This window comes from Rickettsia endosymbiont of Nabis limbatus (assembly GCF_965196655.1).
GTDB lineage: Bacteria > Pseudomonadota > Alphaproteobacteria > Rickettsiales > Rickettsiaceae > Rickettsia.
This window is the reverse complement of the sequence record NZ_OZ239771.1, coordinates 1,037,287-1,063,026: the sequence shown is the minus strand read 5'-3', so window position 1 is coordinate 1,063,026 and position 25,740 is coordinate 1,037,287. Positions and strand designations below refer to the sequence as shown.

The window sequence follows — 25,740 nt, the reverse complement described above, 5'->3', positions numbered from 1 at the left end:
TCGTGATATACTAGATGCATGGAAGAAAGCAGTTATATACATAAAAGTGATAATGTCACAGTACTAATATATCATTTAGTAACACCGGCAAAGTATAGAAGAGTAATATTCAAAGAGGAACTAGACGATTATTTATGTAAAATTTGTGAGGACATAGAAGCTCGTTATGAAATTAGATTTTTGGAAATAGGAGTAGATAAAGAACATGTACATTTTTTACTACAGTCAATACCAATGTATAGCCCAACAAAAATAACTCAAATCATAAAAAGTATTACATCTAAGGAAATGTTTAAGAAATATCCAAATCTTAAAGAAAAATTATGGGGAAGTGAGTTTTGGAGTAAAGGATATTTTATGAGCACAGTAGGCAAAACTTAAGCTATGTTTGGTTCTAAATATCGTAAAGATGGAGAACGAAGCTGTTGTTGCATATAGTCATCTAAAAGCCCTAACTTTATTTGGTAGACCGTTTTACCTATTTTATTTGCAGTTCTTTTGAGAAAAGCCCAAACTAGAAATGCACAACTAATGTGATTACGTTGGATACGCTGTTTTCTGCATTGGCAACGTTCTATACCAGTCAGTTGCTTAATTTTTCTATGCATGCTCTCAATTACCCATCGCAAGCCAAACTCATCTTGTGCAGCTTTAGAAGATTTTTGAGTTTTGTTATTGGTAACAACATAATCAACTCTGTTGGTAGAAACAGTAAATTTAAACAAATTAACATGCTTATTTTTGGCAAATCCTTTTATATGAATCTCCATTCCATTCTTAATTTCTTCATCTGAAAACGTCAACTTGCTAACAGCTTTATAAGGCTCGTAATCACACGTTTTACTAACATTTCTATTGGCTTTAATAGGGGCATAATAATATTTGCCCAAGGAGTCAACATGTTGCATAATTTTGTGTGTAGCATACCATGTGTCAAAAAGTACAGTTTGAAAAGGAATCTTTTTACTATAAACAGCATTATTGAACATCTTTAGTAGGTGATCTAGTTTCGTCGCTCCATCATGATCAGGTGAAAAAATGCGATAATCTATTACCCAAAACTTATCAATATCGGGGTTATAATATACAAGACTCACTACTCCTATACCGGTAGTAACTCCACCTGTAGCTCCACTATACTGCGATCTAGCAACCTCTATTTTCTTTGTGTTCCTTTTGTTTAACACCGTATCATCAAATATTGTATATCCGTTAGATGAAAAGATAACATCATTCTTAATGTGTTCCCATAACAAAGAAGGAGTATATTTTTCATTTTCTAAAAATCTATTAATAACATCATGGCTACATTTCTTGGCATGTTCAGCGTAGTAGGTTAAACTATAATTCTTTTGGCTAATTGTTAAAAATTGACAGTAATCTGTTCTATTAATTGGTATTGCTTGCAATCTGTTCCTCTTTGACATGTTTAATTATTCTTACAATAATTTATCACTCTTCCACTCATAGCGTAAGTTTTGCTTTTTATTTACAAATTCATCAGCCTCTTTTAAGCTGGTTCGTGCTATAGTACCAACAAATGCAATACCTGCTCCTACAAAAAAAGCTATACGCCAACTTGATTCATTTTAATAAATATTTTGATTGGTAAAAATTGCTGCAATACCGAGTGCTACTGTAGTACCAACTGCAGAAAAAACAGTTATTAAGGCTACTAATGGATACCGAATAGGTGGAGCTGAGCTTTCAGTCAAATATAATTCAGCCCCTCTAGATTCTGCAGTAGCCGACATTCCTTGAACTACACGACAAATAGTAAGAACCCAAGATGCTGTTATTCCTATCTGTGCATATGTTGGAATACTTCCTATAATTACACAAGTTACAGCCATTAAAATAGTGGTTAATATCACTACTATTTTTTGCCCCAGATGATCTCCTATATATCCAAATATTAAAGCTCCTAGAGGTCTTAAAAGGTATAGCTTAATGCGATAAGATAGTGACTTAGAGTATGAGTTAGATTATACTAAATGAAAAACTTATGGCAAAGGCATATTCATACGATTTAAGAATATGAGTAATAAAAAGTTTAACAGATGGTAAAACAATAAAAGAGACTTCTGAGATATACTCTATTAGTAGGAAGACTATAATAGAATGGAAAAAATTAAAGAAACAAACCGGCGATATCAAAGCAAAAAGTGGTTATCATACAGGACATCGTAGAATAATAAGAGACATAGAGGGATTTAAAAAATTTATAGAATTAAATTTTGATAAAACCACCATGGAACTAGCTAACAACTGGAGTCAAAAAGTATCTGCAAGTACGATATCAAGATTGCTTAATAAATTAGGTTATAGTTATAAAAAAAACTTTTCTTCATCCCAAAAGAGATGTTGGTCTAAGGAATGAGTTTATATTGAAACTAAAAACTATAGACAAACAAGATTTAGTATTTATCGATGAATCTGGGATAGAAGATAATAGCTGTAGAGAACACGGGTGGAGCATTATCGGTCAAAGATGTTATGGTGAAAGGGTCTATCAACATAAATCACAGATTAGTATGATTGCTGGGGTGTCTGCCAAAGATATTATTGCCCCAATAATATTTGATGGGACATGTAATAAGGACATTTTTGAAACTTATGTACAAGAGATATTGATCAAAGAGTTAAAGCCTGGTCAGATAGTAGTAATGGATAATATTAATTTTCATAAAAGTACAAAAGTGAAAACGTTAATTGAATCTTTTGGTTGCAGTATTTTATTTTTACCAACTTACTCTCCTGATTTAAACCCTTACTATTACCCACAATTATAAAATGCTGCTAGAGTATTCACTGATCATTTTAAATAAGAAGGATAGGCGATATGCAAGATATAGTAACATACGGGATAAATATATCAAGCACTGGTTGGTTAGAGAATGAGCTCAGGCATGTTGACTTTAAAGATAAAAGACTTATAAATCGGCTTATTAAAACCAGTAACTTACTTGATAGCAAAGCATCCGGCACAATAAATCAAAGTTGCAGATCCTGGAAAGATGCGAAGGGAGCTTACAGACTATTTAGCAATGATAAGTTTGATATAGATGAAGTCTATTCTTCGCATCATGTGGAAACACAAAATAGAATCCAAGGCAAAAATTTAGTGTTTGCAATTCAGGATACAACTTACCTGGATTATGACACTCATATTAAGACAAAAGGGCTAGGCAGTATCTCCAAAGCTTATACAAAGCACAAACAGGGTCTTATTATGCATAGTACTATTATAGTGACGCCAGGAGGTCTGCCTTTAGGCCTTACCTCTCAGCAATGTTGGGCACGTATCGCAAGGGAAGAGGATCAGAAGGAAAAAGCAAGGCGTAAGTATATCACTCACATCAAAGATAAAGAAAGCTATAAATGGATTAACGCGTTTGAGGAAACAATTGCCAATATTCCTGAAAATACTAGAGTTATTACGGTTGGAGATAGAGAAGCAGATATCTTTGATTTGTTATGGAAAATTGAAGAATCAGCTGCAGAATTTGTAATTCGCAACAGACAGGATAGGAAATTTATTTGCCCGGAAAATGGTAAAACAAAAATACAAACGAAAATAAGTAAGCTACAGTCCAAGAAAGAGATTAGACTGAAAATCCCAGGCAATGGACTTCATAAAGCAAGAAAAGCAAATGTTGAAATTAAATACACATATGGGCACATACCAATTAGGTCTGTATCTTTATATGGCCCTGAAAATACTGATCACAAAATCAGTGACAAATTAGCTGTTTATGTTGTAAGCGCTAAAGAAATTAATGCCCCTGTTGGAGTAGAGGCAATCGATTGGACTATACTGACCAACATCCCCGTGAGTAGCTTTGAAGATGCTGTTGAGCGTATAACTTGGTATAAGCTAAGATGGAAAATAGAAGAATATTTTAGAGTTCTGAAATCAGGATGCAAGATAGAAGCCTCTCGCTTATCTGCCGAAACAAAGCTACAAAAATTAATTGCCATAAAAAGCCTCATTGCTTTTAAAATTTTATATTTATCAAAAATAGCCTCAACTTGTCCTGAAGAGAGCTGCGATAGCATACTTACCACCCAAGAATGGAAAACGCTTTATATGCGCGTGCACAGAACAAATAATACTCCTGGCAAGCCTCCAAATATAAAAGAAGCTATTATTTTGCTTGGTAAATTAGGAGGCTTTATGGCAAGAAAGAGTGATGGGTTGCCCGGAGCAATGTCTTTATGGCGGGGATATGAAATCCTTCAAGAGAGCGTAATGATGCTATCAATTGTTAGTGGTAAAATTTGTGGGTAATAGTAAGATTTAAATCCTATTGAGCATTACTGGTTTAAAATCAAGAACGAAATAAGAAAAACTGTTTCTAATTTTGAGCACTTTTTTGATGCGGTTTACTATGCTCTTAAAAAAGTCACTACCTTATCGCATTAAGCTATACGTAGAACAAAAGGAAAAAGCAGATAACAGTGCAAAAGTAAATGGATCATATTCTGGAAAAAATAAAGTATTTAAAAGTAAAGCCATATGCACGTATAACATCAAATCAAAGTACTCTAAAAACGTACCGATTGATAGCAATCCAACTGCTTGCTTTTGCTCTCTTGTTAAGCTTCTTTGCTCTTTTGCGCAACCTAGCATAAACCCTTTACGAAAAATTAAATTGTAAAGAAATTATACCTTTTTATATAAAAGTCAATAGGAATTTTTACTGTAGGTTAAAATTTATCACTTGATTGGTAGTATAATCGAATAGAAATTCAAAATAATGAAGAGTTTTGTATATTCGTATATCAATTTTTTTAGGAATATATAACGGTAGAGAGAAAGGAAAATAAAAGCTTTAGAAAAAAGTACTACTTAATATGTGTTAATTTTTAGCTGGCGGATAGAGGGGGATTCGAACCCCCGACACGTTGCCGTGAACACGCTTTCCAGGCGTGCGCCTTAAACCGCTCGGCCATCTATCCATGAATAATGAGTATTTAAGATGAAAAGCAATTCTTATCTAAAATACAAATTTAATTTATTATCCATTTATGAGAGCTATAATAATTTATTATTTGAAAAAATATTGTTAGCTTCCAGAAGCTCATTTTTAGTGTTAACACCAACAATTAGATCATGATTATCAGATAATAAATACGAAACTTTTTTTCCGTTATCTTTACACAATTTTACCAGTTCTGTTAAATAAACTTCTTTATTATCCCTAGAATCATTAGCAAATAGGGGGAGATATTTATTTAAAATTCCAGGATTAAATGCCATAATTCCGGAATTACAAAGCTTTATTTTCTTTTGTTCTTCAGTAGCATTTTTATATTCAATTATTTCCAAAAATTCACCATTTTGATCTATGGAGATTCTACCATAAAAAGCGGGATCATCTCTCTCAAAACATAATGTTACTAATGAAGCATTGCTAAAATTTAGGTATTCTACTAATTCATTCATTAAGTCTGGAGTAATAAGTGGGTGATCACCGTATAACACTAAAGTTGTTTTATTCTCATCAATCAAATCTATTGCTGCATGAGTTGCGTGAGCTGTACCTTTAGTTTCTTTTTGCAGAGCAAAACGACACATATTTTCATAAGGTATCAAATATTTTTTTAAATCTTCTGAATAAACTATAATAACGTCATTAGTTACTTTAAGGGAGTTCTTTAATACTGTTTCAAGCATTGGAACGCCACCAACTTCATGCATTACTTTTGGTAAATCAGACTCCATTCTGCTGCCTTTGCCAGCTGCTAAAATAATTATTTGAATATTATTCATTCGCTACCTTGTAAAATTTCATAAATTTCATCTGATAATTCGTAATTACCAAAAACTCTCTGCACATCGTCGCTTTCTTCCAAAAGATCAACAAGCTTTAAAAGCTTTCCAGCTTTTTCTTTATCATCGATAATTATTGTATTTAAAGGAATCCATCCTATATAAGCTTCTTCAGCAGTACCATATTTATCCGTTAGAAATTCCAGCACCTTAGTAAAATTTTCAATATCAGTGTATATAGTATGAAATAACTCATCTGAGACTATATCATCCGCTCTTGCTTCTATCGCAGTTTCTAAAATACTTTCAGCTGAGCTAATTTCTAAAGGATATTGAATGACACCACAATGTTTGAATAAAAAATTAACACTACCAGTTTCACCTAAATTACCGCCATATTTAGTAAAGCTAGAGCGTACCTCAGCAGCAGTACGATTTTTATTATCAGTTAAAGCCTCAACTATTATAGCAATACCGCCGGGTGCATACCCTTCATATCTAATTTCTGTATAATTCTCGTTATTAGAAGAATCATTAGCACTATTAATAGCTTTATCAATTCTTTCTTTAGGAAGATTTTGGCTGCGGGCAGTGGCTAAAGCAGTTCTAAGGCGTGGATTATTATCGGGGTTTGTAGAGCCAGCTTTGATGGCAGTAACTATCTCACGGATTAATTTAGTAAAAACTTTTGCTCTTTTCTTATCTTGAGCACCTTTACGATGTTGAATATTTTTAAACTTTGAGTGTCCCGCCATTTTATCTATACTTTAAAAATATTTAACCTTGTTTTGCTTTAAATCTTTTATTCTTTTTATTTATTACAAAAATCTTGCCTCTTCTTTTAACGATTTGGCAATCTTTATCACGATTTTTCAATGATTTTAACGAACTAACGACTTTCATACATGTCCTAACTATATTTAACTTGAGGTGATAATAAACTTTTTTGTCTAATCCGTCAATTACCAATTTATATAGTCAAAACTTACGCTATGAGTGGAAGAGTGATAAATTATTGTAAGAATAATTAAACATGTCAAAGAGGAACAGATTGCAAGCAATACCAATTAATAGAACAGATTACTGTCAATTTTTAACCGCATAGCGAAAATCTAGGGAGCTTGCTCCCTAGATGGATAGCGTTATAATATAAGCGTTGGCATATTATAATTTAGTAGAATGGAATTGAGGCGTAATAGTCATCATGTTTTTAGAATAATGTATCACTTTGTGTGGATACCAAAATATCGTCATAAAGTGTTTATTGAACCTTATAGAGAAAGCTTAAGGTTAATAATAAAGAAGATTGGTTACGATTATAATATAGAAATAGTGGAGTTAGAGATACCTACTGATCATATTCATATGGTAGTAAAATCTGAGCCAAAAGTTTCTCCGTCGTATATTATGCAAATAATAAAAAGCATATCTGCAAGAAATTTTTTCAAGCTTTATCCAAAAATAAAGCGTAAATATTTTTGGGGTGGTAAACTTTGGACGCAAAGTTTTTTTGTAGAAACTGTAGGTAACGTTAATGATGAGGTAATTCGTGAATATGTACGAAATCAAATAAACGCAATGGATAAAATTGAAAAAGAAACAAAGCAGTTTAACCTGTTTTGAAACTCGGTCGCTTGCGGCCGAGTTCTTCATCAATTAGCCAAAAGAATTATAGTTTAACCTACTACGCTGAACATGCCAAGAAATGTAGCCATGATGTTATTAATAGATTTTTAGAAAATGAAAAATATACTCCTTCTTTGTTATGGGAACACATTAAGAATGATGTTATCTTTTCATCTAACGGATATACAATATTTGATGATACGGTGTTAAACAAAAGGAACACAAAGAAAATAGAGGTTGCTAGATCGCAGTATAGTGGAGCTACAGGTGGAGTTACTACCGGTATAGGAGTAGTGAGTCTTGTATATTATAACCCCGATATTGATAAGTTTTGGGTAATAGATTATCGCATTTTTTCATCTGATCATGATGGAGCGACGAAACTAGATCACCTACTAAAGATGTTCAATAATGCTGTTTATAGTAAAAAGATTCCTTTTCAAACTGTACTTTTTGACACATGGTATGCTACACACAAAATTATGCAACATGTTGACTCCTTGGGCAAATATTATTATGCCCCTATTAAAGCCAATAGAAATGTTAGTAAAACGTGTGATTACGAGCCTTATAAAGCTGTTAGCAAGTTGACGTTTTCAGATGAAGAAATTAAGAATGGAATGGAGATTCATATAAAAGGATTTGCCAAAAATAAGCATGTTAATTTGTTTAAATTTACTGTTTCTACCAACAGAGTTGATTATGTTGTTACCAATAACAAAACTCAAAAATCTTCTAAAGCTGCACAAGATGAGTTTGGCTTGCGATGGGTAATTGAGAGCATGCATAGAGAAATTAAGCAACTGACTGGTATAGAACGTTACCAATGCAGAAAACAGCGTATCCAACGTAATCACATTAGTTGTGCATTTCTAGTTTGGGCTTTTCTCAAAAGAACTGCAAATAAAATAGGTAAAACGGTCTACCAAATAAAGTTAGGGCTTTTAGATGACTATATGCAACAACAGCTTCGTTCTCCATCTTTACGATATTTAGAACCAAACATAGCGTAAGTTTTGCTAATATGACTTTTCTTGCTTAATTAGAAAAGTTATGTTACGTTAATTTATCCAAAAATAATTAAAATAATTTAGGGTAAATGTTTGTTAAGCTATTGATCTTCGCAATTCCTTATATCTTCTTTTCATCAATAGCTATTGCTGATCTTGAAATAGCTGAGTCTTTAAAATGTTCTAAACTTTTCCCTTATTTTGAAAAAAAATTTAATATCCCGTCTAACACGCTTCATTCAATTGCTTTAAAGGAGTCGGGTAAAAAACATAAAACTCGTAACCTTAGAGTAGTATGGCCTTGGACTGTTAATGTTGAGGGTAAAGGTTATTACTTTAATACTAAAAGAGAGGCAGTAAATTTTGTAAGAAAAGAGATTATAAGAGGGCGTGAAAGCATCGATGTTGGATGTATGCAGATTAATTTAAGGCATCATCTAGGGGCTTTTAACTCTCTTGATCAAGCATTTGAGCCAAGTAATAATGTTCGTTATGGTGCAGAATTTCTACGTTCAAAATATGATCAACTTAAAAACTGGCATAAAGCTATAGCACATTATCATTCAGCTACTCATTCTTTAGGTTTTAAGTATAAACAGGATGTAGTAAAAATAGCAAGTAATATGGCTCTTTATAAAGAATCATTGCATAATTACTTAAGTAATAGTGAGGATATTTTAGTGGATAAGGTTGTAGTCAGTAATCATAAAGTTCAAAAAAAGCCATTTTTTACTAGTAATAAAAGATATAAAAGTAGTATTATGGTCCCAATCCCAGTTAAAATTAACTAAATTTATGAGTATTAGATCAATAATATGTTTTGTAATATTAATAAGTGCGGTAAAAATTAATGCCAATTTTAACGATATTCAAGTTACAGAAATTACTCAAGATATAGTAATAGAGCAAGAAACTATAAAATTGCCCTGGAGTGATTGCACCGAAATACATAAATCATTTGAAAGAAAATTTTCTTTTTCAGAAAAACAGGTTAAAAAAGAAAATAAAATTTATGAAGGATATAGAAAATTTTATTTAGATCATAATAGTCCTAGCAATTTTTCTACGCAATTTATTGAAAAAGAAAACAATAAAGCCGAAGTAATTATTTCAAATTTCTTTAAGTTTTGTGAAGATAATTTTCAAACTAATAAATCTGACTCTTTAAATTATAATATGAAAAAACAGCAAGAACAGTGGTCTAATAGTATAAGAAGTGAGAATTATAAAATATATTATAAGCAAAAATACTATAATAACGCTGTGTTACCCTCATATAATAAATAATTAATTGCTCATTAATACTTGCATTTTGTATTTATTAATCTCTTAGGGGTTAATCTCTTAGGGTTTAATTCCCCGAAGGTCTGCTTCGTGATATACTAGATGCATGGAAGAAAGCAGTTATATACATAAAAGTGATAATGTCACAGTACTAATATATCATTTAGTAACACCGGCAAAGTATAGAAGAGTAATATTCAAAGAGGAACTAGACGATTATTTATGTAAAATTTGTGAGGACATAGAAGCTCGTTATGAAATTAGATTTTTGGAAATAGGAGTAGATAAAGAACATGTACATTTTTTACTACAGTCAATACTAATGTATAGCCCAACAAAAATAACTCAAATCATAAAAAGTATTACATCTAAGGAAATGTTTAAGAAATATCCAAATCTTAAAGAAAAATTATGGGGAAGTGAGTTTTGGAGTAAAGGATATTTTATGAGCACAGTAGGTAAACATGGTGATGAGCGGAAATTACGTAATTATGTAAAAAATCAAGGTTCAGGCAAACCTTCTTATAAAGCATTTCAACAAAAACAGTTAAAACTTTTTGGATAGATACCTCGTAGCTCTGCTGCGAGGAGTATCATTAAACTCAATATAATAGGTAGGTATTAATGTTTAGAAAGTTTATATTGATAGCATTATTATGTTTAAATAGTTATAAAGCTTTAGCAGAAGATAATAAATCAAAATATGTAATAAATAATTCGATATATGTTATGGAAAGTTTTAAAAATAAAGATTCATTAGTAAAAAATAAAAAAAAATATCTTAAGGAAGGTATCAAAGAAAAGTTATTAGAGCCTATTTATTTTAAAGATCCAGCCCTAAATAGTGTAAAACCATCAAAAGAAAACCAAGCAAATCCTTTTCCAAATAATAAAAATCAAACTGATTTATTTCAGCCAGATTTTACGAAATTAGATCAAAATTTTCCCTATAATATGCACATAAAAAGACAGCAAAAATTTCTAAAAGATATGCAATTAAGACTTCCAAAATCACGTTTTAAAAGCAAAAAAGATGGTAAATATTATCCTCACCAAATCTATCCTTATCCAGAAATAAAAGAATTATATTAAGATTAATAATGTCTATATTTGATCGATCGAAGCTAAAAAATAACCGCAATAATGCAGTAATTGGAATTAGCAACAGCTTATTTATAAAGCAGGCAGCAGATGATCTAATTGATCGTTTAAAAATGATCAATAAAAACTTTTCTAATATTTTAGAAATATCCGCTAAATGTGGTTATCTGACTAAATTATTAAAGGTTATCTATAAGGATGCTAAAATTACTGCAACTGATATGTCGCATTTATTGCTTGATTCATTTGAGCATAATAATAAGTTATGTATTGATGAGGAGCATTTAGAATTTCTAGAGGGTTCATTTGATTTAATAGTTTATTCTTTAGGTTTGCACTCTATAAATGATTTACAGCGTTTTTTGTTTAATATAAGAAAATTCCTAAAAAGTGATGGTGTTTTTGTTGGTAATTTTATTGGAGGTAGCAGTCTTCAAAATTTGCGTAAATTTTTAATAGAGCTTGAGATAGAAAGTAGCTCTCAACATTCCCCTCATATCTCACCGTTTATTCATTTCGATCACGTTCCAATCTTATTATCACAAGCGGGCTTTAATGAAGTAATTGTTGATTACGAAAATGTAGAGCTGAAATTTGATAATCCATTAGGGTTAATGAGAGAAATAAAAAATATAGGCGAGTCAAACTCGTTAATTCTACGTCAAAATTACTCTATTTCTAAAAAAATATATTCTTTGCTACAAAATCATAAAAATGGCTTTGAAGATCATATTACCTTAATTAGTTTTATTGCTTCACCTAATAAAAATAGTATAAGATTAAAGTTGTTATAAAAGTTATAATATAGTATTTTTTGAAAAAAATGTAAGGTCAACAAATATGCAAGAATTTGATTTAGTAGTAATAGGAAGCGGTCCTGCCGGTTATACAGGTAGTATCAGAGCAGCGCAGCTTGGTATGAAAGTAGCGTGCATTGAAAAAAATGATACGCTTGGTGGTACATGTCTAAATATAGGATGCATCCCCTCTAAAGCACTTCTTAATTCTTCTGAAAAATATGAAGAAGCTTTAAAGCATTTTGAGAATATTGGTATTACTGCGGAAGTGAAACTAGATTTACAAAAAATGCTTGCTAATAAAGATAAAGTGGTTTCAGACCTTACAAAAGGTATAGAAAGTTTATTTGCTAAAAATAAAATTACTAGAATAAAAGGTGAAGCTAAAATTATATCAAATAATATTATTGAAATAGGTGGTGAGCAGATTTCGGCTAAAAATATTTTAATTGCTACAGGATCGTACGTTATAGAAATTCCAAATATTAAGATTGATGAAGAGTTTATAGTTTCCTCGACTGGTGCCTTAAAGCTTTCAAAAGTGCCTGAAAATTTAATAGTAGTGGGTGGTGGCTATATCGGTTTAGAACTTGGCTCTGTTTGGAGACGTCTAGGTTCTAAGGTAACAGTGGTAGAATATGCACCTAGTATAGTACCGATGCTTGACAAAGAAGTCGCTAGCCAATTTATGAAGCTTCAGCAAAAACAAGGAATAGAGTTTAAGCTAAACACTAAAGTATTATCTGCGGAGGTAAAATCTGGTAAAGTTAACCTTACAATCGAGGAGGGGGGTAAAAGCTCTGTAATAACTTCGGATGTAGTACTTATGTCAGTCGGCAGAAAAGCCTACACGCAAAATTTAGGTCTTGAAGCCGTCGGCATTGCTACAGATAAACAAGGTAGAATCGAGATTAACGAGCATTTCCAAACAAGTGTACCAAACATTTACGCAGTTGGTGATGTTGTAAAAGGTGCTATGCTTGCACACAAGGCTGAAGAAGAAGCAGTAGCTGCTGCCGAAATTATGGCAGGGCAGGCTGGTCATGTAAATGATAACCTGATTCCAAGTGTAATATATACTTTTCCTGAAGTAGCAAGTGTTGGTGAAACTGAAGAGCAATTAAAGGAAAAAGGTGTTAGCTACAAAGTGGGTAAGTTCCCATTTTTAGCTAATAGTAGAGCAAGGGCAGTAGGTAGAACTGAAGGGATGGTGAAGATTCTTGCCGATAGTAAAACTGATAAGGTTTTAGGGGCTCATATTATCGGGGCTGATGCAGGAACTTTAATCGCCGAGCTTACGGCTTATATGGAATTCGGTGCAGCTGCAGAAGATATAGCAAGAACTTGCCACGCCCACCCAACGTTGAGCGAGGCAATTAAAGAAGCAGCTCTTGGGGTGGATAAAAGAACTATAAATATTTAATGGTCATCTAGTTGCTTGTGGCTTCAATGTCATGCCCATCTACGCAGGAATGACATCGGAATTACGCAACAATGCCATCACGGGATGACAGGAGAAAATGATCCACGCGGGCAATGCCATCACGGGATGATAAAAAACTGAATATATTTAAAAAATATGAAAATAATAAAAAAGTTATCAATTATTATTTTGCTCTCATTAGCAGCAAATTTTAAAGTATTTGCTGAATCTAACAATAATATAGAGCAAGCTTTTTTATATATAGATCAAAAAAATTGGTCACAGGCAGAGCAGTTATCTAGGGAGTTAAATAACAAAGCTTTAACAAAGATTATTCTGTCGCAAAGATTTTTAGATAGCGATTATCCAAATAATAGCTTTGAGCAAATAATTAAGTTTTTGAGTGATAATCCAAATTGGTCTCAAGGTAAGCTATTAGAAGAAAAAGCAGAAAAATATTTAAATAATAATACAAATAAAAAAACAATTTTTGAATGGTTTAGTAAGCATCCTCCTCTTACTGGTAAAGGTTATAAATATTATGCATTAGCTGCAAGTAGCTTAGTTAATGATCAAAAAATATTATTACCTATTATTAAGGATGCTTGGATATATGCTGATTTTAGTCCTGAAGAAGAAAGTACATATTATAGCAGATGGAAAAAATACTTAACTATAAATGATCATTTAGAACGAATAGAAGAACATCTTTGGAAATCTGATATTAGATCAGCTGAGCAATCACTAAAATATGTAGATCGTAATTATCAAAACTCTTTTAGAGCTCAAATTGCTATTATAAATAAATCGCCAAATGCTGAAAAGCTTTTCCGAAAAGTCTCTGAAAAATATTATACTTCTGGTTTGTTATATCGTTACTTAGATTCTAAGAAAAAACAAAAACCAACTGGCGAAATTATTACTTTATTTAAGAAAGCAAAGAATAATCGCAAGCATTTTGCTAAATGGTGTCGCTTGCAGCTCTACTATGCTCGTGAGTTTATCGATTATAAAGATTTTGCTAATAGCTACAAAATAGCATCCTTGCCCTTTGCTACCTGTCCTGAAACGATAAGAGAGCAAGAGTGGATGGCTGGATGGCTGTCTCTAAGCTTTTTAAAAAAGCCTGATCAGGCATTAGCACATTTTAATAAATTTATCAAAATTGTTAAAACTCCAATTAGTTTAGCACGTGGATATTATTGGTTAGGACGAAGTTACGAAGCAAAAGGCAATAAACAAACTGCTAAACAATTTTACGAACAGGCTGCTAAATACTCTTTTACCTTTTATGGTCAGGTAGCAAGTATTGAGTTAAATAAGACTAATTTAGTATTGCCTCCTGTACCTGCAGTTAATAATGAAGAAAGAAAAGCTATTGAGAATAAAGATATTATTAAAGCAATAAGATTATTAGTTAAATATGATAAAAATAAATTAGCCGTTATATATTCTAAAGCTGCTATTAAAGAGACTAAGAATCCTGCTGAAACTTTAGTAATCGCAAATATTATTAAGTCAACTAATAATGCTAACTATATGGTTGATGTTGCAAAAATTGCTGCTCAAAATAATATTTTTATTCCAAATTGTGCTTTCCCAACACCTTATAATCTTGCAGGGCTTCCTATAGATCCTCATTTAATTTATGGAATAATTAGGCAAGAATCAGTTTTTGATCATAAAGCGGTAAGTAGTGCAAATGCTAGGGGCTTAATGCAGCTTATTGACAAAACCGCTTGTGATACTGCTAAATCTATAAGCGTTAAATGTAGTGTAGCAGATTTAACTAAAAATCCTGCATATAATATTAAACTTGGTACTCATCACTTTAAACAATTACTAGGTGATCATCGTGGATCTTATATTTTATCGATTGCATCTTATAATGCTGGCAGTCACAATGTCTTAAAGTGGATAGATAGATTTGGTGATCCAAGGAATATCAAGGATATGAGGAAAGTTATCGACTGGATGGAGCTTATACCTTATCGAGAAACAAGAGATTATGTTCAAAGAGTTCTTGAGAATATTCAGATTTATCGTACAATCTTAAATAAAAATAGTACATTCAAATTTAGGCAAGATTTGCACGCTTGTGATATATCAAAAAGTTAATTTATATTAATATTTGTTTTGACACATGATAAAATATCAGTATTATTCAGATACACAATAATAAATTAACGGAGGAAATTATGCCATTTGGAAAAGCACTTAAAAAATTTGGTAATCAAATAAAAAAAGAAGGTAAAAAAAAACCTAATGATCATGATAATAATGTGCACAATATTAAGGAGATGCTTAGCAATTTAGGTATTAATAATGAAAATAAAGAAACTTTTGACATTGGGATGCCACATCCTTTGAAGCCTCTTGATAAACAAGAGCCAATTAAATATAGATGGATAGTAAGTACTTCTGGTTCAGGTGATAATAACCAAAAAAAGGGTGAACAAGCTAAGCTAGTATTAAAAGCTTTGTTAGAAACAAAACATAGCAATGAACTAAGTGATGTAACAAGTGAATTTATAGATCATTTCTCAAAGTTAAATCCTGGTAGTGTAGTAGCATATATGACTACAGCAAAAAAATTAGGTATTAATCTCGATGGATGTGTTGCTACTGCTCTTAAAGATATGGAAAAATATCCTGTAAAATGGAATAATGTCTCAACAAAAGAATTATTTGCAAAATATGATGTAACAAATCCATATTGTTCTTTTGATAATAAAATAGAACAAGAAGAGATTATATCAGAGAACTCCTCTTCATTAGAAACTCCTAAAGAGTCAATTGAGTTAGCAGCTAAGGATAAAGAACTCATATTATTAAAGCTTGCATATAAAATTAGTAAAAAAGAGTTAACTATGTCAGAAGCTTTTGTAAAAATTGGCTCTTTTAACGACAATACTTTAGCTACAAAATGGTCAGATTATAATAATCTTACTACTGAAGAAGTAATAAGTAAGGCAGTAGATATTACCGGTGATGTTTCTTGCTTATTAATAGATTAAATTTTCTATATTGTTCTATAATAAGTTTCGCCTTTTAATGTCATTCTTGCGTAGGCGGGAATCCAGGGAAAAAAGTATAAATGCAGCAAATTTTTAAAATTAAAAGCTTGATTTATCTCGCTTTATACTGGATTCCTGCTTTTAGCTAAGAATGACATTCAGGACATTTTCCGATCCACGCAGGCAATGCCGCCACAGGATGACATAATAGTAAAACTCTAATAATAAATATCATGAAACTTAAAAATTTAATTTCATTAATATTACTATATTCTTCATTATCAGCTTTTTCGCAAGCTACAATACCCAATCTTTTAAAAAATATTCCAATTAATGTTGTTGCACCGGCTTCAGGTGCTGATAGCAAAACTTTAGCCGATTTAAAAAATATCAAAACTCTTAACTTAAATATACCGATTAAGTGCCTTAGTAAAGGTGATTTACCATTTTTAGCAAGTACTGATGAGATAAGGTTCAATTGTTTGAAAGATACCTTATATAATGAATCTAGCAACATAGTATGGAGCTTAAGAGGTGGTTACGGGTCAGCAAGATTAATTCCTGATTTATTAAAACTTCCAAAACCAAATAAAGAAAAGTTTTTTATAGGATATAGCGATATAACAGCTTTGCATCTTTTTCTATCGCAAGAATGGGGATGGAAAACAATACATGGCACTAATGCAGCCGGTTTACTGAAACCCGAACAAGATCAAGGTAACTTTATAAAACTTGCTGAAATATTACAAGGTAAAGTAAAACAGGCTACCATTAATGAATTAGTATCTCTTAATGATGTAGCCAAGCCAATAGAGCTTGTTAGCGGCAAGCTAACCGGCGGTAACCTAACTATGGTATTAACTAGTATAGGAACTAAATGGCAAATAAAAACTGCTGGTAAAATTCTTTTTTTAGAAGATATAAATGTAGCTCCTTATCAATTAGATCGTGCTTTGCTCCAATTGAAACAAGCCGGATTACTTAATAATATTAAGGCTATAATATTTGGTACGTTTGATAAAGATTCTAAAGTCACAATGTTAGTGCTGAGTAATTTTGCCAATAGTTTAAAAGTACCGGTATTTAAAACTGATAGATTCGGTCATGAAAAAATCAATGATCCAATTATTTATAACACGGATAGTAAAATTATAAGTAACGGCGAAAAATTTAAGTTGATAATGGATTTGTGATAACTCCTATTGCTTTATACACACAAATATACTAAAATAGGAAAATAGGAATTTTGTAAATGAAATATTATGATAGCAGAAAGTCAAATAGAAACAATAAAGCAAGTTGGAGCTAACGGGCAGGTATCACTTGGAGGAAAATATGCTGGTAAGCAAATCCAAGTTTTAACGTTAATAGATGGTACTATAATAATTAAACCTGGTAAATTTATTCCTGATAATGAAATGTGGCTTTATAATAAAAATAACAATGAGATAATTGATAGAGCTATAAAATGGGTAGAAACAAATAAAAGGCATGAAAATTTTGATGAAATAGTAGATTTGGTACAAAATGACTAAAATATTACTAGATATGAATTATCCTGCTTTTCAAGAACAATTATTTAGCATAGAAAAGCAAGAACAACGTGCTTTACTTACTACTTTAAAGAAAATTAAACAATTAGAATGGGAAGAATTAGATAAGGGTATAAGGTGGGAATTAATTACCTCAAAAACAACATCAAAAGGTAATAATGTATATTCATTTAGATTTTCACAAAAATATCGTGGCACAGCATATAGAGATGGTAATTATCTTGTATTGCTCGCACTATTTCCTGATCATGATGGTGCTTATATCTAGTTAAATAGTGTGAAAGTCATTATAAGAAGAGGCAAGTGTTATTGCATGGCTTCGATGTCATTCCCGCAGAGCGTTGTTGCGTATATCATTTCCCCTGTCACTCCGTTGCTTGACCACGGGGTCCAGCTAAAAAATAAAAATAATAATAATATTAGTATTTTTATTATTTTTCTGGATCCCGCGATCGAGTTGCGGGATGACACTGAGAAACTACTTTCACCCCCTCAAATGCAAATAATCATTATATTTAGACATATCCAAATCATAAACAAAAGACTTGTTTATAACATAATATTCAAGCAATCTAATTAATCCTTGTTTATGTTTTTCTAGTGTTTCCATGCTTAAACTTATTTCTGTTGTTTGTACATAAGGCTCGGTGCTAGTTATTTTTACATAGGCAATGGTGATGTCTTCAACTGGATTCCCGCCGTTGCTGGAATGACATACAGGAGAGTGAGAATGACAAATATTAAAGCCGTTTTCAAGTATCATCAAACTTTCTATAATAAGCTGAGGTGAAAGTCCTAGCTCTATTTCTTTTTTAGTTGGGATAGTACCAGTTTTATAATCTAATATAGTTATGCGGTTTGATTTACTGATTTCAATTCGGTCAGCTATACCAATTATTTTTATATTCTGTCCTGCTATATTTAAGTTCAGCTCTCCCTTAATTTCAAAATAAATTTTTTGACAATTTTTTCTGCGTTCCATATCAAATAGAATAAAAGTTTTGCTAAGTAGTGTTAGTTTTGTTTGCCAAGTTTTCTTTGTATATGTTGGTAGAATAGTGCTATGTAAAATATTATTGCCAATATTTAGCAAAGCCTGCTGTTTATCAAGCATATTTTGCTGGTCATAATTCTTAGAATATTCTTCTAAAACTTTATGAATAAAGTTCCCAAAATCTGATATTTTTGGCTCTTCCCATATCTTATCTTGAGTCCGTAGCTTTAGAATTTTCTTAGCATAAAAACCATATGGATTCCTGATTAAAGTTTCTATATCTGTTACAGATAATATATTGGGGAAAAAAGTACTGTGTGCCGCCTGTTCTATGTCATCTTGCGTGCTTGTAGTGGAATCCAGAAATATAACTCCAGAGATACCGCGATCAAGTCGCGGTATGACACTTTTATTCGGGATGACATTTTTGTTTGATAACTTTAAAAATAAATTACAAGGAGTGGATAATTTTCCGGCATATTTTTTTGCATTTAATATGATTACTTCTTCATTTTGTAATAACAAATCAAAATAGTCTGAATATATTTGGGTATTAACTTCATCATAATCTATGTCTAATATTTGCTTTGCTTCCTTGCTTAAATAAGGGTGAGTAGTGGCAGCAGTACTCCAATTATCGCTATTAAAATGTGGTAATATAACTAAATCGAAACGAGATAAAGCAAGTTCTTCAGGTAAACCAATAATTATCTTAGATTCAACATTTTTGTAATATTTAACGTTAGAAAGTAATAAAGTAAAAATTTTAGGAAAATCTTTTTTACTGGTGTTTATACTACCGCTAAACTCTATTAAATTATTTAAAAATTCTAATAGCTCAGCTCCTCCCTCTTTTTCCCAAATTTCTGGTAAAAGCTTTTCAGCTATTTCTTTAGAAACTACTAATATATCATTGATATTATAAGGTTTTGTAGCAAATAAAATATCTATTAAATTATGGCAGTAACTTCTTAGATCCTCATTATCAAATTGTAACTGTAGTAAATATTTTGGTGAAGATATAAAACGATTTTTACCTGATAATAATAACTCAAGTTTTTGAACATTAGTGCAGTTTATTAAAGGGTTTTTAAGTAATAAAAATAAAAGTTTTAAATCAAAATTATTACATAATATATTGATGATAGATATTAGTAAGCTACTTACATTTGTTAGTTTTAGATCATTACCGATCAAATCTTCAAACACTAACTCATATTTATCTAAATAGTTACAATATATCCTTTTCAATTTATTGTTATTTATAACAATAGCTATTTTTTTATCCGCATTCTGCTTGCATATGTGAGCTATCTGCTCAGCTTCTTCATAAATATCCGTAGGCTCATAATAATATATGTTATTGTGAGCTAGTTTTATCTCATTATATTTAATTATTTGCAGTTCTTCTTCATATTTTTTTAAGAAAGAATTAGGTTTGAATATGCCGGCTAATATTACCTTTTTATTGCCGTTTTTGGTTCTTGCTATCTCTTCCAAGAGCAATTTTAATTTATAATTATTGCTGCTTTGTTTTTCGTTTTCTTGCCATTTAAAAAAACTATATTCTAAGAATTTATAAATATTTTGCCAATATTCTGAATTATTGTAAGTCTCAATTAGTTTTATATCGATATTATTATTTTCTAAATCTGCAAATAATTTATTTAAAATTCTAGCAGCTTTTAACGCTTCCTCAGGAGTAAAATCTAATTTTTTATATTCGGTAATTATTTTTGACAGGATGAATAATTCTTCCATTTTAGACATGTAATCTTCTGAAGAATCCTTTTTTGAGATGATAGCATTAAACGAGATAATAACAGGTAGATTTTGTACTTTATATTTCTGAGTTAAAATTTCTTTTAATTCAAGGCAGAAACGACTATTTGGGAATATTATTTTAAGTTCTTTATGCAAATTCTCTTTACCAAATTTACTTATAATAAATTCAGCAAAATCCTGTAAAAAAGGAATAATAGGAATCATAAATATCGTTTTTATATTGAATATATCATATTTGAGGTCTAAAACAAATTTTATTAAAAAATCATATTTTATGGTAAATGATACTCCTCGCAGCAGAGCTACGAGGTATCTATCCAAAAAGTTTTAACTGTTTTTGTTGAAATGCTTTATAAGAAGGTTTGCCTGAACCTTGATTTTTTACATAATTACGTAATTTCCGCTCATCACCATGTTTACCTACTGTGCTCATAAAATATCCTTTACTCCAAAACTCACTTCCCCATAATTTTTCTTTAAGATTTGGATATTTCTTAAACATTTCCTTAGATGTAATACTTTTTATGATTTGAGTTATTTTTGTTGGGCTATACATTAGTATTGACTGTAGTAAAAAATGTACATGTTCTTTATCTACTCCTATTTCCAAAAATCTAATTTCATAACGAGCTTCTATGTCCTCACAAATTTTACATAAATAATCGTCTAGTTCCTCTTTGAATATTACTCTTCTATACTTTGCCGGTGTTACTAAATGATATATTAGTACTGTGACATTATCACTTTTATGTATATAACTGCTTTCTTCCATGCATCTAGTATATCACGAAGCAGACCTTCGGGGAATTAAACCCTAAGAGATTAAATTTTACTTCAGTAGGAGATTTGGATTTTTTCATAATAAATACTTAATATAAATTAGGTATAAATTATAGGATAAATTTAATAAATTGTAAAGTAAGTATTAACTTTTTAACCGCATAGCGAAAATCTAGGGAGCTTGCTCCCTAGATGGATAGCGTTATAATATAAGCGTTGGCATATTATAATTTAGTAGAATGGAATTGAGGCGTAATAGTCATCATGTTTTTAGAATAATGTATCACTTTGTGTGGATACCAAAATATCGTCATAAAGTGTTTATTGAACCTTATAGAGAAAGCTTAAGGTTAATAATAAAGAAGATTGGTTACGATTATAATATAGAAATAGTGGAGTTAGAGATACCTACTGATCATATTCATATGGTAGTAAAATCTGAGCCAAAAGTTTCTCCGTCGTATATTATGCAAATAATAAAAAGCATATCTGCAAGAAATTTTTTCAAGCTTTATCCAAAAATAAAGCGTAAATATTTTTGGGGTGGTAAACTTTGGACGCAAAGTTTTTTTGTAGAAACTGTAGGTAACGTTAATGATGAGGTAATTCGTGAATATGTACGAAATCAAATAAACGCAATGGATAAAATTGAAAAAGAAACAAAGCAGTTTAACCTGTTTTGAAACTCGGTCGCTTGCGGCCGAGTTCTTCATATAAAAATTAAATATTTTATAAAAACTTAGGAAATTACGAAGCTATAGATAGAGCAGCTTCCGAGTATAAAATGATAGAAACAGATGCGAGCGTTCCCTTTAATAGGAGAGTAAAAGATATAGTATGTTGGGATTCTGTGTTATGCCGTGGTGATGGTGTTGCGTGATTCCGATGTCATTCTTAGCTAAAAGCAGGAATCTAGTCAATTATATTGTCATCCCGTGACTTGATCACGGGATCTTGTGCCATAGAATGTGTCCTGAGATACCGCGGTCAAGCCGCGGTATGACAGACTTTTTTCTGGATTCCTGCTTTCGCAGGAATGACATAACCCCGTGGTCAAACCACAAGATGACACTTAGCACTATATCTTGAGGTTGCTTTGTCGTCTACGACTCTTCGCAATAACAGGTTGGCTTTAGAAGTCCATACCTCCCATTCCGCCCATGCCACCCATACCGCCACGCATTGGCATTGGGTTTTCTTTATCTTCAGGCTCATCAACAATTAAAGTTTCTGTAGTAATAATTAATGAAGCAACAGAAGCTGCATCTTGCAAAGCAGTACGTACTACTTTAGCTGGATCAATAATTCCTGCTTTAATCATATCAACATATTGCATATCTTGAGCGTTAAAGCCGAAATTCTTATCTTTATGCTCTAGTAATTTACCAACTACTACGCCGCCATTCTCGCCGGCATTTTCAATGATTTGCTTTATTGGATCTTTTAAAGCTTCGATTACTAACTCAATACCTGCTTGTTGGTCTTTATTTTCTACTTTCAGATTTTTTAAAGCTTGTGAAGCATGTAGTAACGTCACACCACCACCAGCAACAACGCCTTCTTCAACAGCAGCACGTGTAGCAGCAAGTGCATCTTCAACACGGTCTTTACGCTCTTTTACTTCAACTTCAGTAGCACCGCCAACTTTAAGTACAGCAACACCGCCAGAAAGTTTTGCTAAACGCTCCTGTAATTTTTCTTTATCATAGTCAGAAGTAGTTTCAGCGATGTGTGATTTAATTTGTAATACTCTCTCTTCGATATTTTTCTTATCGCCGTTGCCGTCAACGATTACAGTATTTTCTTTAGAGATAGTAACTCTTTTTGCATGACCTAAACTTTTAAGGCTAACATTTTCAAGCTTCATGCCTAAATCTTCGGTTATAAGCTCACCATTAGTTAAAATAGCAATATCTTCCATCATCGCTTTTCTTCTATCACCAAAGCCTGGAGCCTTTACAGCTGCAACTTTTAAACCGCCACGTAATCTATTTACTACTAAAGTTGCAAGAGCCTCACCTTCAACATCTTCAGCGATAATTAATAAAGGACGTTGTGACTGCACTACTGCTTCAAGGATAGGTAGCATTGGTTGTAGATTTGATAATTTTTTCTCAAATAACAAGATGTAAGGATTTTCAAGTTCAGCAACCATTTTCTCAGGATTTGTTACAAAATATGGTGATAAATAACCTCTATCAAACATCATACCTTTAACTACTTCAACATCGAAACTGAAATTCTTTGCTTCTTCAACAGTTATTACGCCTTCTTTGCCAACTTCTTCCATTGCTTTAGCAATTTTTTCACCGATTTCTTTATCACCATTTGAGGATATAGTACCAACTTGTGCTATTTCTTCTTGGCTATCGATTTTTTTACTAGCTTTTTTAACTTCTTCTAATACTGTATTTACCGCTAAATCCATACCACGTTTTAAATCCATTGGATTATAACCAGCAGCAACAAGCTTGTTACCCTCACGTGCTAGAGCTCTAGCAAGAACAGTTGCAGTAGTTGTTCCATCGCCTGCAACTTCAGCAGCTTTAGTAGCAGCTGATTTTAACAGCTGAGCACCAGCATTTCTAATTTTGTCTTTTAATTCAATAGATTTTGCTACTGTAACACCATCTTTAGTAATTTTTGGTGCTCCAAATGATTGCTCGATAAGTACATTTCTGCCTTTTGGACCTAAAGTAACTTTTACTGCATCAGCTAAAATATCGATCCCCTCTAGCATTTGCTCACGTGCTTTTGAGCCGTGCTTAATAAGTTTTGTTGCCATATTTAAATTCTCCTTAAAACAAATAATTAATTAATAATACCAAATACATCGCTTTCTTTCATTACGATAAGCTCTTTACCATTGACTTTAATTTCAGTACCAGCCCATTTACCGTATAGAACTTTATCACCTACTTTTAACTCTAAAGGATGCACTTCGCCCTTTTCATTGCGAACGCCTTTGCCAACTGCTACAACTTCACCTTGCATTGGTTTTTCTTTAGCAGTATCCGGAATAATAATTCCACCTTTAGTTTTTTCTTCATGTTCGATAGGCTTTATTGCAATTCTATCGTATAATGGTTTAAAAGACATTCTAACCTCCAAATTATATAAAATTTTAAATGTACATACTATATATATTTTATTTTCATTAGTTCAAGAGGTAAAAATAAAAATTTTTTGGTTACTGGTCTAAGGCTGAAATTTATTTGCCTAATTACTTGAGATTTAATATTGCAAGTAATTTTTAATTAATTATAATACACCTCCCAACCTTTAGTCTTTAATTGGTTGAATTAAGCAAAAACTTATAATCTTTATAATAAGATAAATATAATAAGATAAATGAAAATTTTATTTTGAAATCGGGCTAGGGAATCCTCTCAAATCTTGATTTCTACAACTTTTTTTATAATAGCAATTATAAAAATTAATTTGCTACTGCTAATAAATTAAGGAGGTAGTGTTGCTTCAAAAAGTTATTAAACACTTAAGTCATAATTTATCTAAACATGATATTACTGCTAAAATAACAGGTAGAATTAAACATCCCGTATCAATTTTATATAAGTTGTATCGTAAGGGAATAAAAATAGAACAATTAACTGATATTTTCGCAATTAGGATAGTAGTATTAGATGAAGAAAAATGCTATAAAACTTTAAAGATAGTACATAATTTATATGAGTATGAAAAAGATAAGATAAAAAATTATATTGCTAATCCTAAATCAAATGGTTACCAATCTTTACATACTGTTATCATAACTGAAGATCAATATAGAATAGAAATACAGACACGTGATGAAAATATGCATTATCATGCAGAAAGTGGCGGAGCAGCACATTGGAGGTATAAAAGCGATTTAATCTCTTAGGGTTTAATTCCCCGAAGGTCTGCTTCGTGATATACTAGATGCATGGAAGAAAGCAGTTATATACATAAAAGTGATAATGTCACAGTACTAATATATCATTTAGTAACACCGGCAAAGTATAGAAGAGTAATATTCAAAGAGGAACTAGACGATTATTTATGTAAAATTTGTGAGGACATAGAAGCTCGTTATGAAATTAGATTTTTGGAAATAGGAGTAGATAAAGAACATGTACATTTTTTACTACAGTCAATACTAATGTATAGCCCAACAAAAATAACTCAAATCATAAAAAGTATTACATCTAAGGAAATGTTTAAGAAATATCCAAATCTTAAAGAAAAATTATGGGGAAGTGAGTTTTGGAGTAAAGGATATTTTATGAGCACAGTAGGTAAACATGGTGATGAGCGGAAATTACGTAATTATGTAAAAAATCAAGGTTCAGGCAAACCTTCTTATAAAGCATTTCAACAAAAACAGTTAAAACTTTTTGGATAGATACCTCGTAGCTCTGCTGCGAGGAGTATCATTAATACCTCAAATCATATAATTTCTTACTAAAAGCCCCTATATTTCAATAAAATTTATAAATAATTAACTAATTATTTATAATACTGTAATATGTATTTCCTTGAATAATACCAAAACCTCAGTAACTATTTTATCTATAAAGATAAATTTAAATTAAGCAAAACTTACGCTATGAGT

At 31.4% G+C, this 25,740-nt stretch carries 27 protein-coding genes, 1 tRNA gene and 3 pseudogenes; 20 read left to right on the top strand and 11 right to left on the bottom strand.

What is annotated here, in order from left to right; all coding sequences use genetic code 11:
• Positions 1-18: 18 nt before the first annotated feature.
• Positions 19-375, top strand: a pseudogene (tnpA, locus tag ACOAL3_RS06125) (IS200/IS605 family transposase); the annotation flags it as partial.
• 2 nt (positions 376-377) lie between these two features.
• Here the strand turns inward: tnpA (ACOAL3_RS06125) and ACOAL3_RS06120 are convergent.
• Entirely contained in the window at positions 378-1,409 is a 1,032-nt protein-coding gene (locus tag ACOAL3_RS06120; RefSeq protein ID WP_473198140.1) for an IS701 family transposase, read from the bottom strand.
• A 33-nt stretch (positions 1,410-1,442) separates the two neighbouring features.
• Positions 1,443-1,943 (bottom strand): annotated as a pseudogene (locus tag ACOAL3_RS06115) (MFS transporter); the annotation flags it as partial.
• A 101-nt stretch (positions 1,944-2,044) separates the two neighbouring features.
• On the opposite strand from ACOAL3_RS06115, the gene ACOAL3_RS06110 reads away from it, so the two are divergent.
• Genes ACOAL3_RS06110 through ACOAL3_RS06100 form a run of 3 tightly spaced genes read left to right on the top strand, consistent with a single transcriptional unit; the run spans position 2,045 to position 4,291 of the window.
• Entirely contained in the window at positions 2,045-2,380 is a 336-nt protein-coding gene (locus tag ACOAL3_RS06110; RefSeq protein WP_419235606.1) for a helix-turn-helix domain-containing protein, read from the top strand.
• 7 nt (positions 2,381-2,387) lie between these two features.
• Positions 2,388-2,792 (top strand): IS630 family transposase, encoded by a 405-nt coding sequence (locus ACOAL3_RS06105; protein WP_419234586.1) that lies wholly within the window; start codon positions 2,388-2,390, stop codon positions 2,790-2,792.
• A gap of 50 nt (positions 2,793-2,842) precedes the next feature.
• Complete coding sequence (locus ACOAL3_RS06100; protein WP_419234585.1) at positions 2,843-4,291, top strand: IS4 family transposase; 1,449 nt, start codon at positions 2,843-2,845, stop codon at positions 4,289-4,291.
• 132 nt (positions 4,292-4,423) lie between these two features.
• Here ACOAL3_RS06100 and ACOAL3_RS06095 read toward each other — a convergent pair.
• The 5 genes and pseudogenes from ACOAL3_RS06095 to ykgO form a co-directional block, all read right to left on the bottom strand.
• Positions 4,424-4,633, bottom strand: a pseudogene (locus ACOAL3_RS06095) (MFS transporter); the annotation flags it as partial.
• Between the two features lie 241 nt (positions 4,634-4,874).
• Positions 4,875-4,962 (bottom strand) — tRNA-Ser (locus ACOAL3_RS06090).
• Positions 4,963-5,038: 76 nt separating this feature from the next.
• The gene (locus tag ACOAL3_RS06085; protein ID WP_419234584.1) at positions 5,039-5,776 is read right to left on the bottom strand and encodes a sugar phosphate nucleotidyltransferase; all 738 of its coding nucleotides are present in this window, start codon (positions 5,774-5,776) and stop codon (positions 5,039-5,041) included.
• Positions 5,773-6,531, bottom strand: a complete 759-nt coding sequence (locus ACOAL3_RS06080) for a YebC/PmpR family DNA-binding transcriptional regulator (protein ID WP_419234583.1) — start codon at positions 6,529-6,531, stop codon at positions 5,773-5,775. Before ACOAL3_RS06080 ends, ACOAL3_RS06085 begins: the two co-directional genes overlap by 4 nt.
• Positions 6,532-6,553: 22 nt before the next feature.
• The gene (ykgO, locus tag ACOAL3_RS06075) at positions 6,554-6,679 is read right to left on the bottom strand and encodes a type B 50S ribosomal protein L36 (protein WP_419234582.1); all 126 of its coding nucleotides are present in this window, start codon (positions 6,677-6,679) and stop codon (positions 6,554-6,556) included.
• 315 nt (positions 6,680-6,994) lie between these two features.
• On the opposite strand from ykgO, the gene tnpA (ACOAL3_RS06070) reads away from it, so the two are divergent.
• The 13 genes from tnpA (ACOAL3_RS06070) to ACOAL3_RS06010 all read left to right on the top strand — a co-directional run bounded on the left by tnpA (ACOAL3_RS06070) (position 6,995) and on the right by ACOAL3_RS06010 (position 17,855).
• On the top strand, positions 6,995-7,399 hold the full coding sequence (gene tnpA / locus ACOAL3_RS06070) for an IS200/IS605 family transposase (RefSeq protein WP_419234538.1): 405 nt from the start codon (positions 6,995-6,997) through the stop codon (positions 7,397-7,399).
• Between the two features lie 11 nt (positions 7,400-7,410).
• Entirely contained in the window at positions 7,411-8,415 is a 1,005-nt protein-coding gene (locus ACOAL3_RS06065; RefSeq protein WP_419234581.1) for an IS701 family transposase, read from the top strand.
• An 86-nt stretch (positions 8,416-8,501) separates the two neighbouring features.
• Positions 8,502-9,203, top strand: coding sequence for a lytic transglycosylase domain-containing protein (locus tag ACOAL3_RS06060; protein WP_419234580.1), 702 nt, complete (start codon positions 8,502-8,504; stop codon positions 9,201-9,203).
• Between the two features lie 4 nt (positions 9,204-9,207).
• Positions 9,208-9,699 carry a DUF2532 domain-containing protein gene (locus tag ACOAL3_RS06055; RefSeq protein ID WP_395476355.1) on the top strand — a complete coding sequence of 164 codons (492 nt, stop codon included), beginning with the start codon at positions 9,208-9,210 and terminating at the stop codon, positions 9,697-9,699.
• Positions 9,700-9,802: 103 nt separating this feature from the next.
• Positions 9,803-10,261: an IS200/IS605 family transposase gene (gene tnpA, locus ACOAL3_RS06050; protein WP_419234569.1), complete on the top strand. Its 459-nt coding sequence runs from the start codon at positions 9,803-9,805 to the stop codon at positions 10,259-10,261.
• A 164-nt stretch (positions 10,262-10,425) separates the two neighbouring features.
• Positions 10,426-10,788: a hypothetical protein gene (locus ACOAL3_RS06045; protein WP_419234579.1), complete on the top strand. Its 363-nt coding sequence runs from the start codon at positions 10,426-10,428 to the stop codon at positions 10,786-10,788.
• An 8-nt stretch (positions 10,789-10,796) separates the two neighbouring features.
• The gene (locus ACOAL3_RS06040; RefSeq protein ID WP_419234578.1) at positions 10,797-11,591 is read left to right on the top strand and encodes a methyltransferase domain-containing protein; all 795 of its coding nucleotides are present in this window, start codon (positions 10,797-10,799) and stop codon (positions 11,589-11,591) included.
• Positions 11,592-11,637: 46 nt separating this feature from the next.
• On the top strand, positions 11,638-13,017 hold the full coding sequence (gene lpdA, locus ACOAL3_RS06035; protein WP_419234577.1) for a dihydrolipoyl dehydrogenase: 1,380 nt from the start codon (positions 11,638-11,640) through the stop codon (positions 13,015-13,017).
• 156 nt (positions 13,018-13,173) lie between these two features.
• Positions 13,174-15,135 carry a lytic transglycosylase domain-containing protein gene (locus ACOAL3_RS06030; RefSeq protein ID WP_395476351.1) on the top strand — a complete coding sequence of 654 codons (1,962 nt, stop codon included), beginning with the start codon at positions 13,174-13,176 and terminating at the stop codon, positions 15,133-15,135.
• Positions 15,136-15,215: 80 nt separating this feature from the next.
• A complete protein-coding gene (locus tag ACOAL3_RS06025; RefSeq protein WP_419234576.1) occupies positions 15,216-16,034 on the top strand; it encodes a hypothetical protein in 819 nt (272 codons plus the stop codon).
• A gap of 233 nt (positions 16,035-16,267) precedes the next feature.
• The gene (locus tag ACOAL3_RS06020) at positions 16,268-17,227 is read left to right on the top strand and encodes an LD-carboxypeptidase (protein ID WP_419234575.1); all 960 of its coding nucleotides are present in this window, start codon (positions 16,268-16,270) and stop codon (positions 17,225-17,227) included.
• A 69-nt stretch (positions 17,228-17,296) separates the two neighbouring features.
• Positions 17,297-17,569 (top strand): hypothetical protein, encoded by a 273-nt coding sequence (locus ACOAL3_RS06015; RefSeq protein WP_419234574.1) that lies wholly within the window; start codon positions 17,297-17,299, stop codon positions 17,567-17,569.
• Positions 17,562-17,855 carry a hypothetical protein gene (locus ACOAL3_RS06010; RefSeq protein ID WP_419234573.1) on the top strand — a complete coding sequence of 98 codons (294 nt, stop codon included), beginning with the start codon at positions 17,562-17,564 and terminating at the stop codon, positions 17,853-17,855. The genes ACOAL3_RS06015 and ACOAL3_RS06010 overlap by 8 nt, the downstream gene beginning before the upstream one ends.
• Positions 17,856-18,071: 216 nt before the next feature.
• Here ACOAL3_RS06010 and ACOAL3_RS06005 read toward each other — a convergent pair whose 3' ends face one another.
• Together ACOAL3_RS06005 and tnpA (ACOAL3_RS06000) are read right to left on the bottom strand one after the other, a co-directional pair.
• Complete coding sequence (locus ACOAL3_RS06005) at positions 18,072-20,570, bottom strand: PD-(D/E)XK nuclease family protein (protein ID WP_419234572.1); 2,499 nt, start codon at positions 20,568-20,570, stop codon at positions 18,072-18,074.
• A gap of 109 nt (positions 20,571-20,679) precedes the next feature.
• Entirely contained in the window at positions 20,680-21,138 is a 459-nt protein-coding gene (gene tnpA / locus ACOAL3_RS06000; RefSeq protein WP_419234569.1) for an IS200/IS605 family transposase, read from the bottom strand.
• A 286-nt stretch (positions 21,139-21,424) separates the two neighbouring features.
• On the opposite strand from tnpA (ACOAL3_RS06000), the gene tnpA (ACOAL3_RS05995) reads away from it, so the two are divergent.
• Positions 21,425-21,829 (top strand): IS200/IS605 family transposase, encoded by a 405-nt coding sequence (gene tnpA, locus ACOAL3_RS05995; protein ID WP_419234538.1) that lies wholly within the window; start codon positions 21,425-21,427, stop codon positions 21,827-21,829.
• Positions 21,830-22,278: 449 nt separating this feature from the next.
• On the opposite strand, the gene groL is transcribed toward tnpA (ACOAL3_RS05995), so the two are convergent.
• A complete protein-coding gene (groL, locus tag ACOAL3_RS05990) occupies positions 22,279-23,931 on the bottom strand; it encodes a chaperonin GroEL (protein WP_419234571.1) in 1,653 nt (550 codons plus the stop codon).
• Between the two features lie 26 nt (positions 23,932-23,957).
• The gene (locus tag ACOAL3_RS05985) at positions 23,958-24,245 is read right to left on the bottom strand and encodes a co-chaperone GroES (protein ID WP_395476330.1); all 288 of its coding nucleotides are present in this window, start codon (positions 24,243-24,245) and stop codon (positions 23,958-23,960) included.
• 373 nt (positions 24,246-24,618) lie between these two features.
• Here ACOAL3_RS05985 and ACOAL3_RS05980 point away from each other — a divergent pair, with 373 nt between their 5' ends.
• Together ACOAL3_RS05980 and tnpA (ACOAL3_RS05975) are read left to right on the top strand one after the other, a co-directional pair.
• Positions 24,619-25,029, top strand: coding sequence for a RelA/SpoT-related domain-containing protein (locus ACOAL3_RS05980; RefSeq protein WP_419234570.1), 411 nt, complete (start codon positions 24,619-24,621; stop codon positions 25,027-25,029).
• A gap of 42 nt (positions 25,030-25,071) precedes the next feature.
• Positions 25,072-25,530, top strand: a complete 459-nt coding sequence (gene tnpA, locus ACOAL3_RS05975; RefSeq protein WP_419234569.1) for an IS200/IS605 family transposase — start codon at positions 25,072-25,074, stop codon at positions 25,528-25,530.
• Positions 25,531-25,740 lie beyond the last annotated feature (210 nt).

Bases quoted from the DNA above. Each gene is read 5' to 3' on its own strand.
- ACOAL3_RS06100 (WP_419234585.1), top strand. From the start codon at position 2,843: ATGCAAGATATAGTAACATACGGGATAAATATATCAAGCACTGGTTGG.
- ACOAL3_RS06085 (WP_419234584.1), bottom strand. From the start codon at position 5,776: ATGAATAATATTCAAATAATTATTTTAGCAGCTGGCAAAGGCAGCAGA.
- ACOAL3_RS06080 (WP_419234583.1), bottom strand. From the start codon at position 6,531: ATGGCGGGACACTCAAAGTTTAAAAATATTCAACATCGTAAAGGTGCT.
- ykgO (WP_419234582.1), bottom strand. From the start codon at position 6,679: ATGAAAGTCGTTAGTTCGTTAAAATCATTGAAAAATCGTGATAAAGAT.
- tnpA (WP_419234538.1), top strand. From the start codon at position 6,995: ATGTATCACTTTGTGTGGATACCAAAATATCGTCATAAAGTGTTTATT.
- ACOAL3_RS06060 (WP_419234580.1), top strand. From the start codon at position 8,502: ATGTTTGTTAAGCTATTGATCTTCGCAATTCCTTATATCTTCTTTTCA.
- ACOAL3_RS06055 (WP_395476355.1), top strand. From the start codon at position 9,208: ATGAGTATTAGATCAATAATATGTTTTGTAATATTAATAAGTGCGGTA.
- tnpA (WP_419234569.1), top strand. From the start codon at position 9,803: ATGGAAGAAAGCAGTTATATACATAAAAGTGATAATGTCACAGTACTA.
- ACOAL3_RS06045 (WP_419234579.1), top strand. From the start codon at position 10,426: ATGGAAAGTTTTAAAAATAAAGATTCATTAGTAAAAAATAAAAAAAAA.
- ACOAL3_RS06040 (WP_419234578.1), top strand. From the start codon at position 10,797: ATGTCTATATTTGATCGATCGAAGCTAAAAAATAACCGCAATAATGCA.
- lpdA (WP_419234577.1), top strand. From the start codon at position 11,638: ATGCAAGAATTTGATTTAGTAGTAATAGGAAGCGGTCCTGCCGGTTAT.
- ACOAL3_RS06030 (WP_395476351.1), top strand. From the start codon at position 13,174: ATGAAAATAATAAAAAAGTTATCAATTATTATTTTGCTCTCATTAGCA.
- ACOAL3_RS06025 (WP_419234576.1), top strand. From the start codon at position 15,216: ATGCCATTTGGAAAAGCACTTAAAAAATTTGGTAATCAAATAAAAAAA.
- ACOAL3_RS06020 (WP_419234575.1), top strand. From the start codon at position 16,268: ATGAAACTTAAAAATTTAATTTCATTAATATTACTATATTCTTCATTA.
- ACOAL3_RS06015 (WP_419234574.1), top strand. From the start codon at position 17,297: ATGATAGCAGAAAGTCAAATAGAAACAATAAAGCAAGTTGGAGCTAAC.
- ACOAL3_RS06010 (WP_419234573.1), top strand. From the start codon at position 17,562: ATGACTAAAATATTACTAGATATGAATTATCCTGCTTTTCAAGAACAA.
- ACOAL3_RS06005 (WP_419234572.1), bottom strand. From the start codon at position 20,570: ATGATTCCTATTATTCCTTTTTTACAGGATTTTGCTGAATTTATTATA.
- tnpA (WP_419234569.1), bottom strand. From the start codon at position 21,138: ATGGAAGAAAGCAGTTATATACATAAAAGTGATAATGTCACAGTACTA.
- tnpA (WP_419234538.1), top strand. From the start codon at position 21,425: ATGTATCACTTTGTGTGGATACCAAAATATCGTCATAAAGTGTTTATT.
- groL (WP_419234571.1), bottom strand. From the start codon at position 23,931: ATGGCAACAAAACTTATTAAGCACGGCTCAAAAGCACGTGAGCAAATG.
- ACOAL3_RS05985 (WP_395476330.1), bottom strand. From the start codon at position 24,245: ATGTCTTTTAAACCATTATACGATAGAATTGCAATAAAGCCTATCGAA.
- tnpA (WP_419234569.1), top strand. From the start codon at position 25,072: ATGGAAGAAAGCAGTTATATACATAAAAGTGATAATGTCACAGTACTA.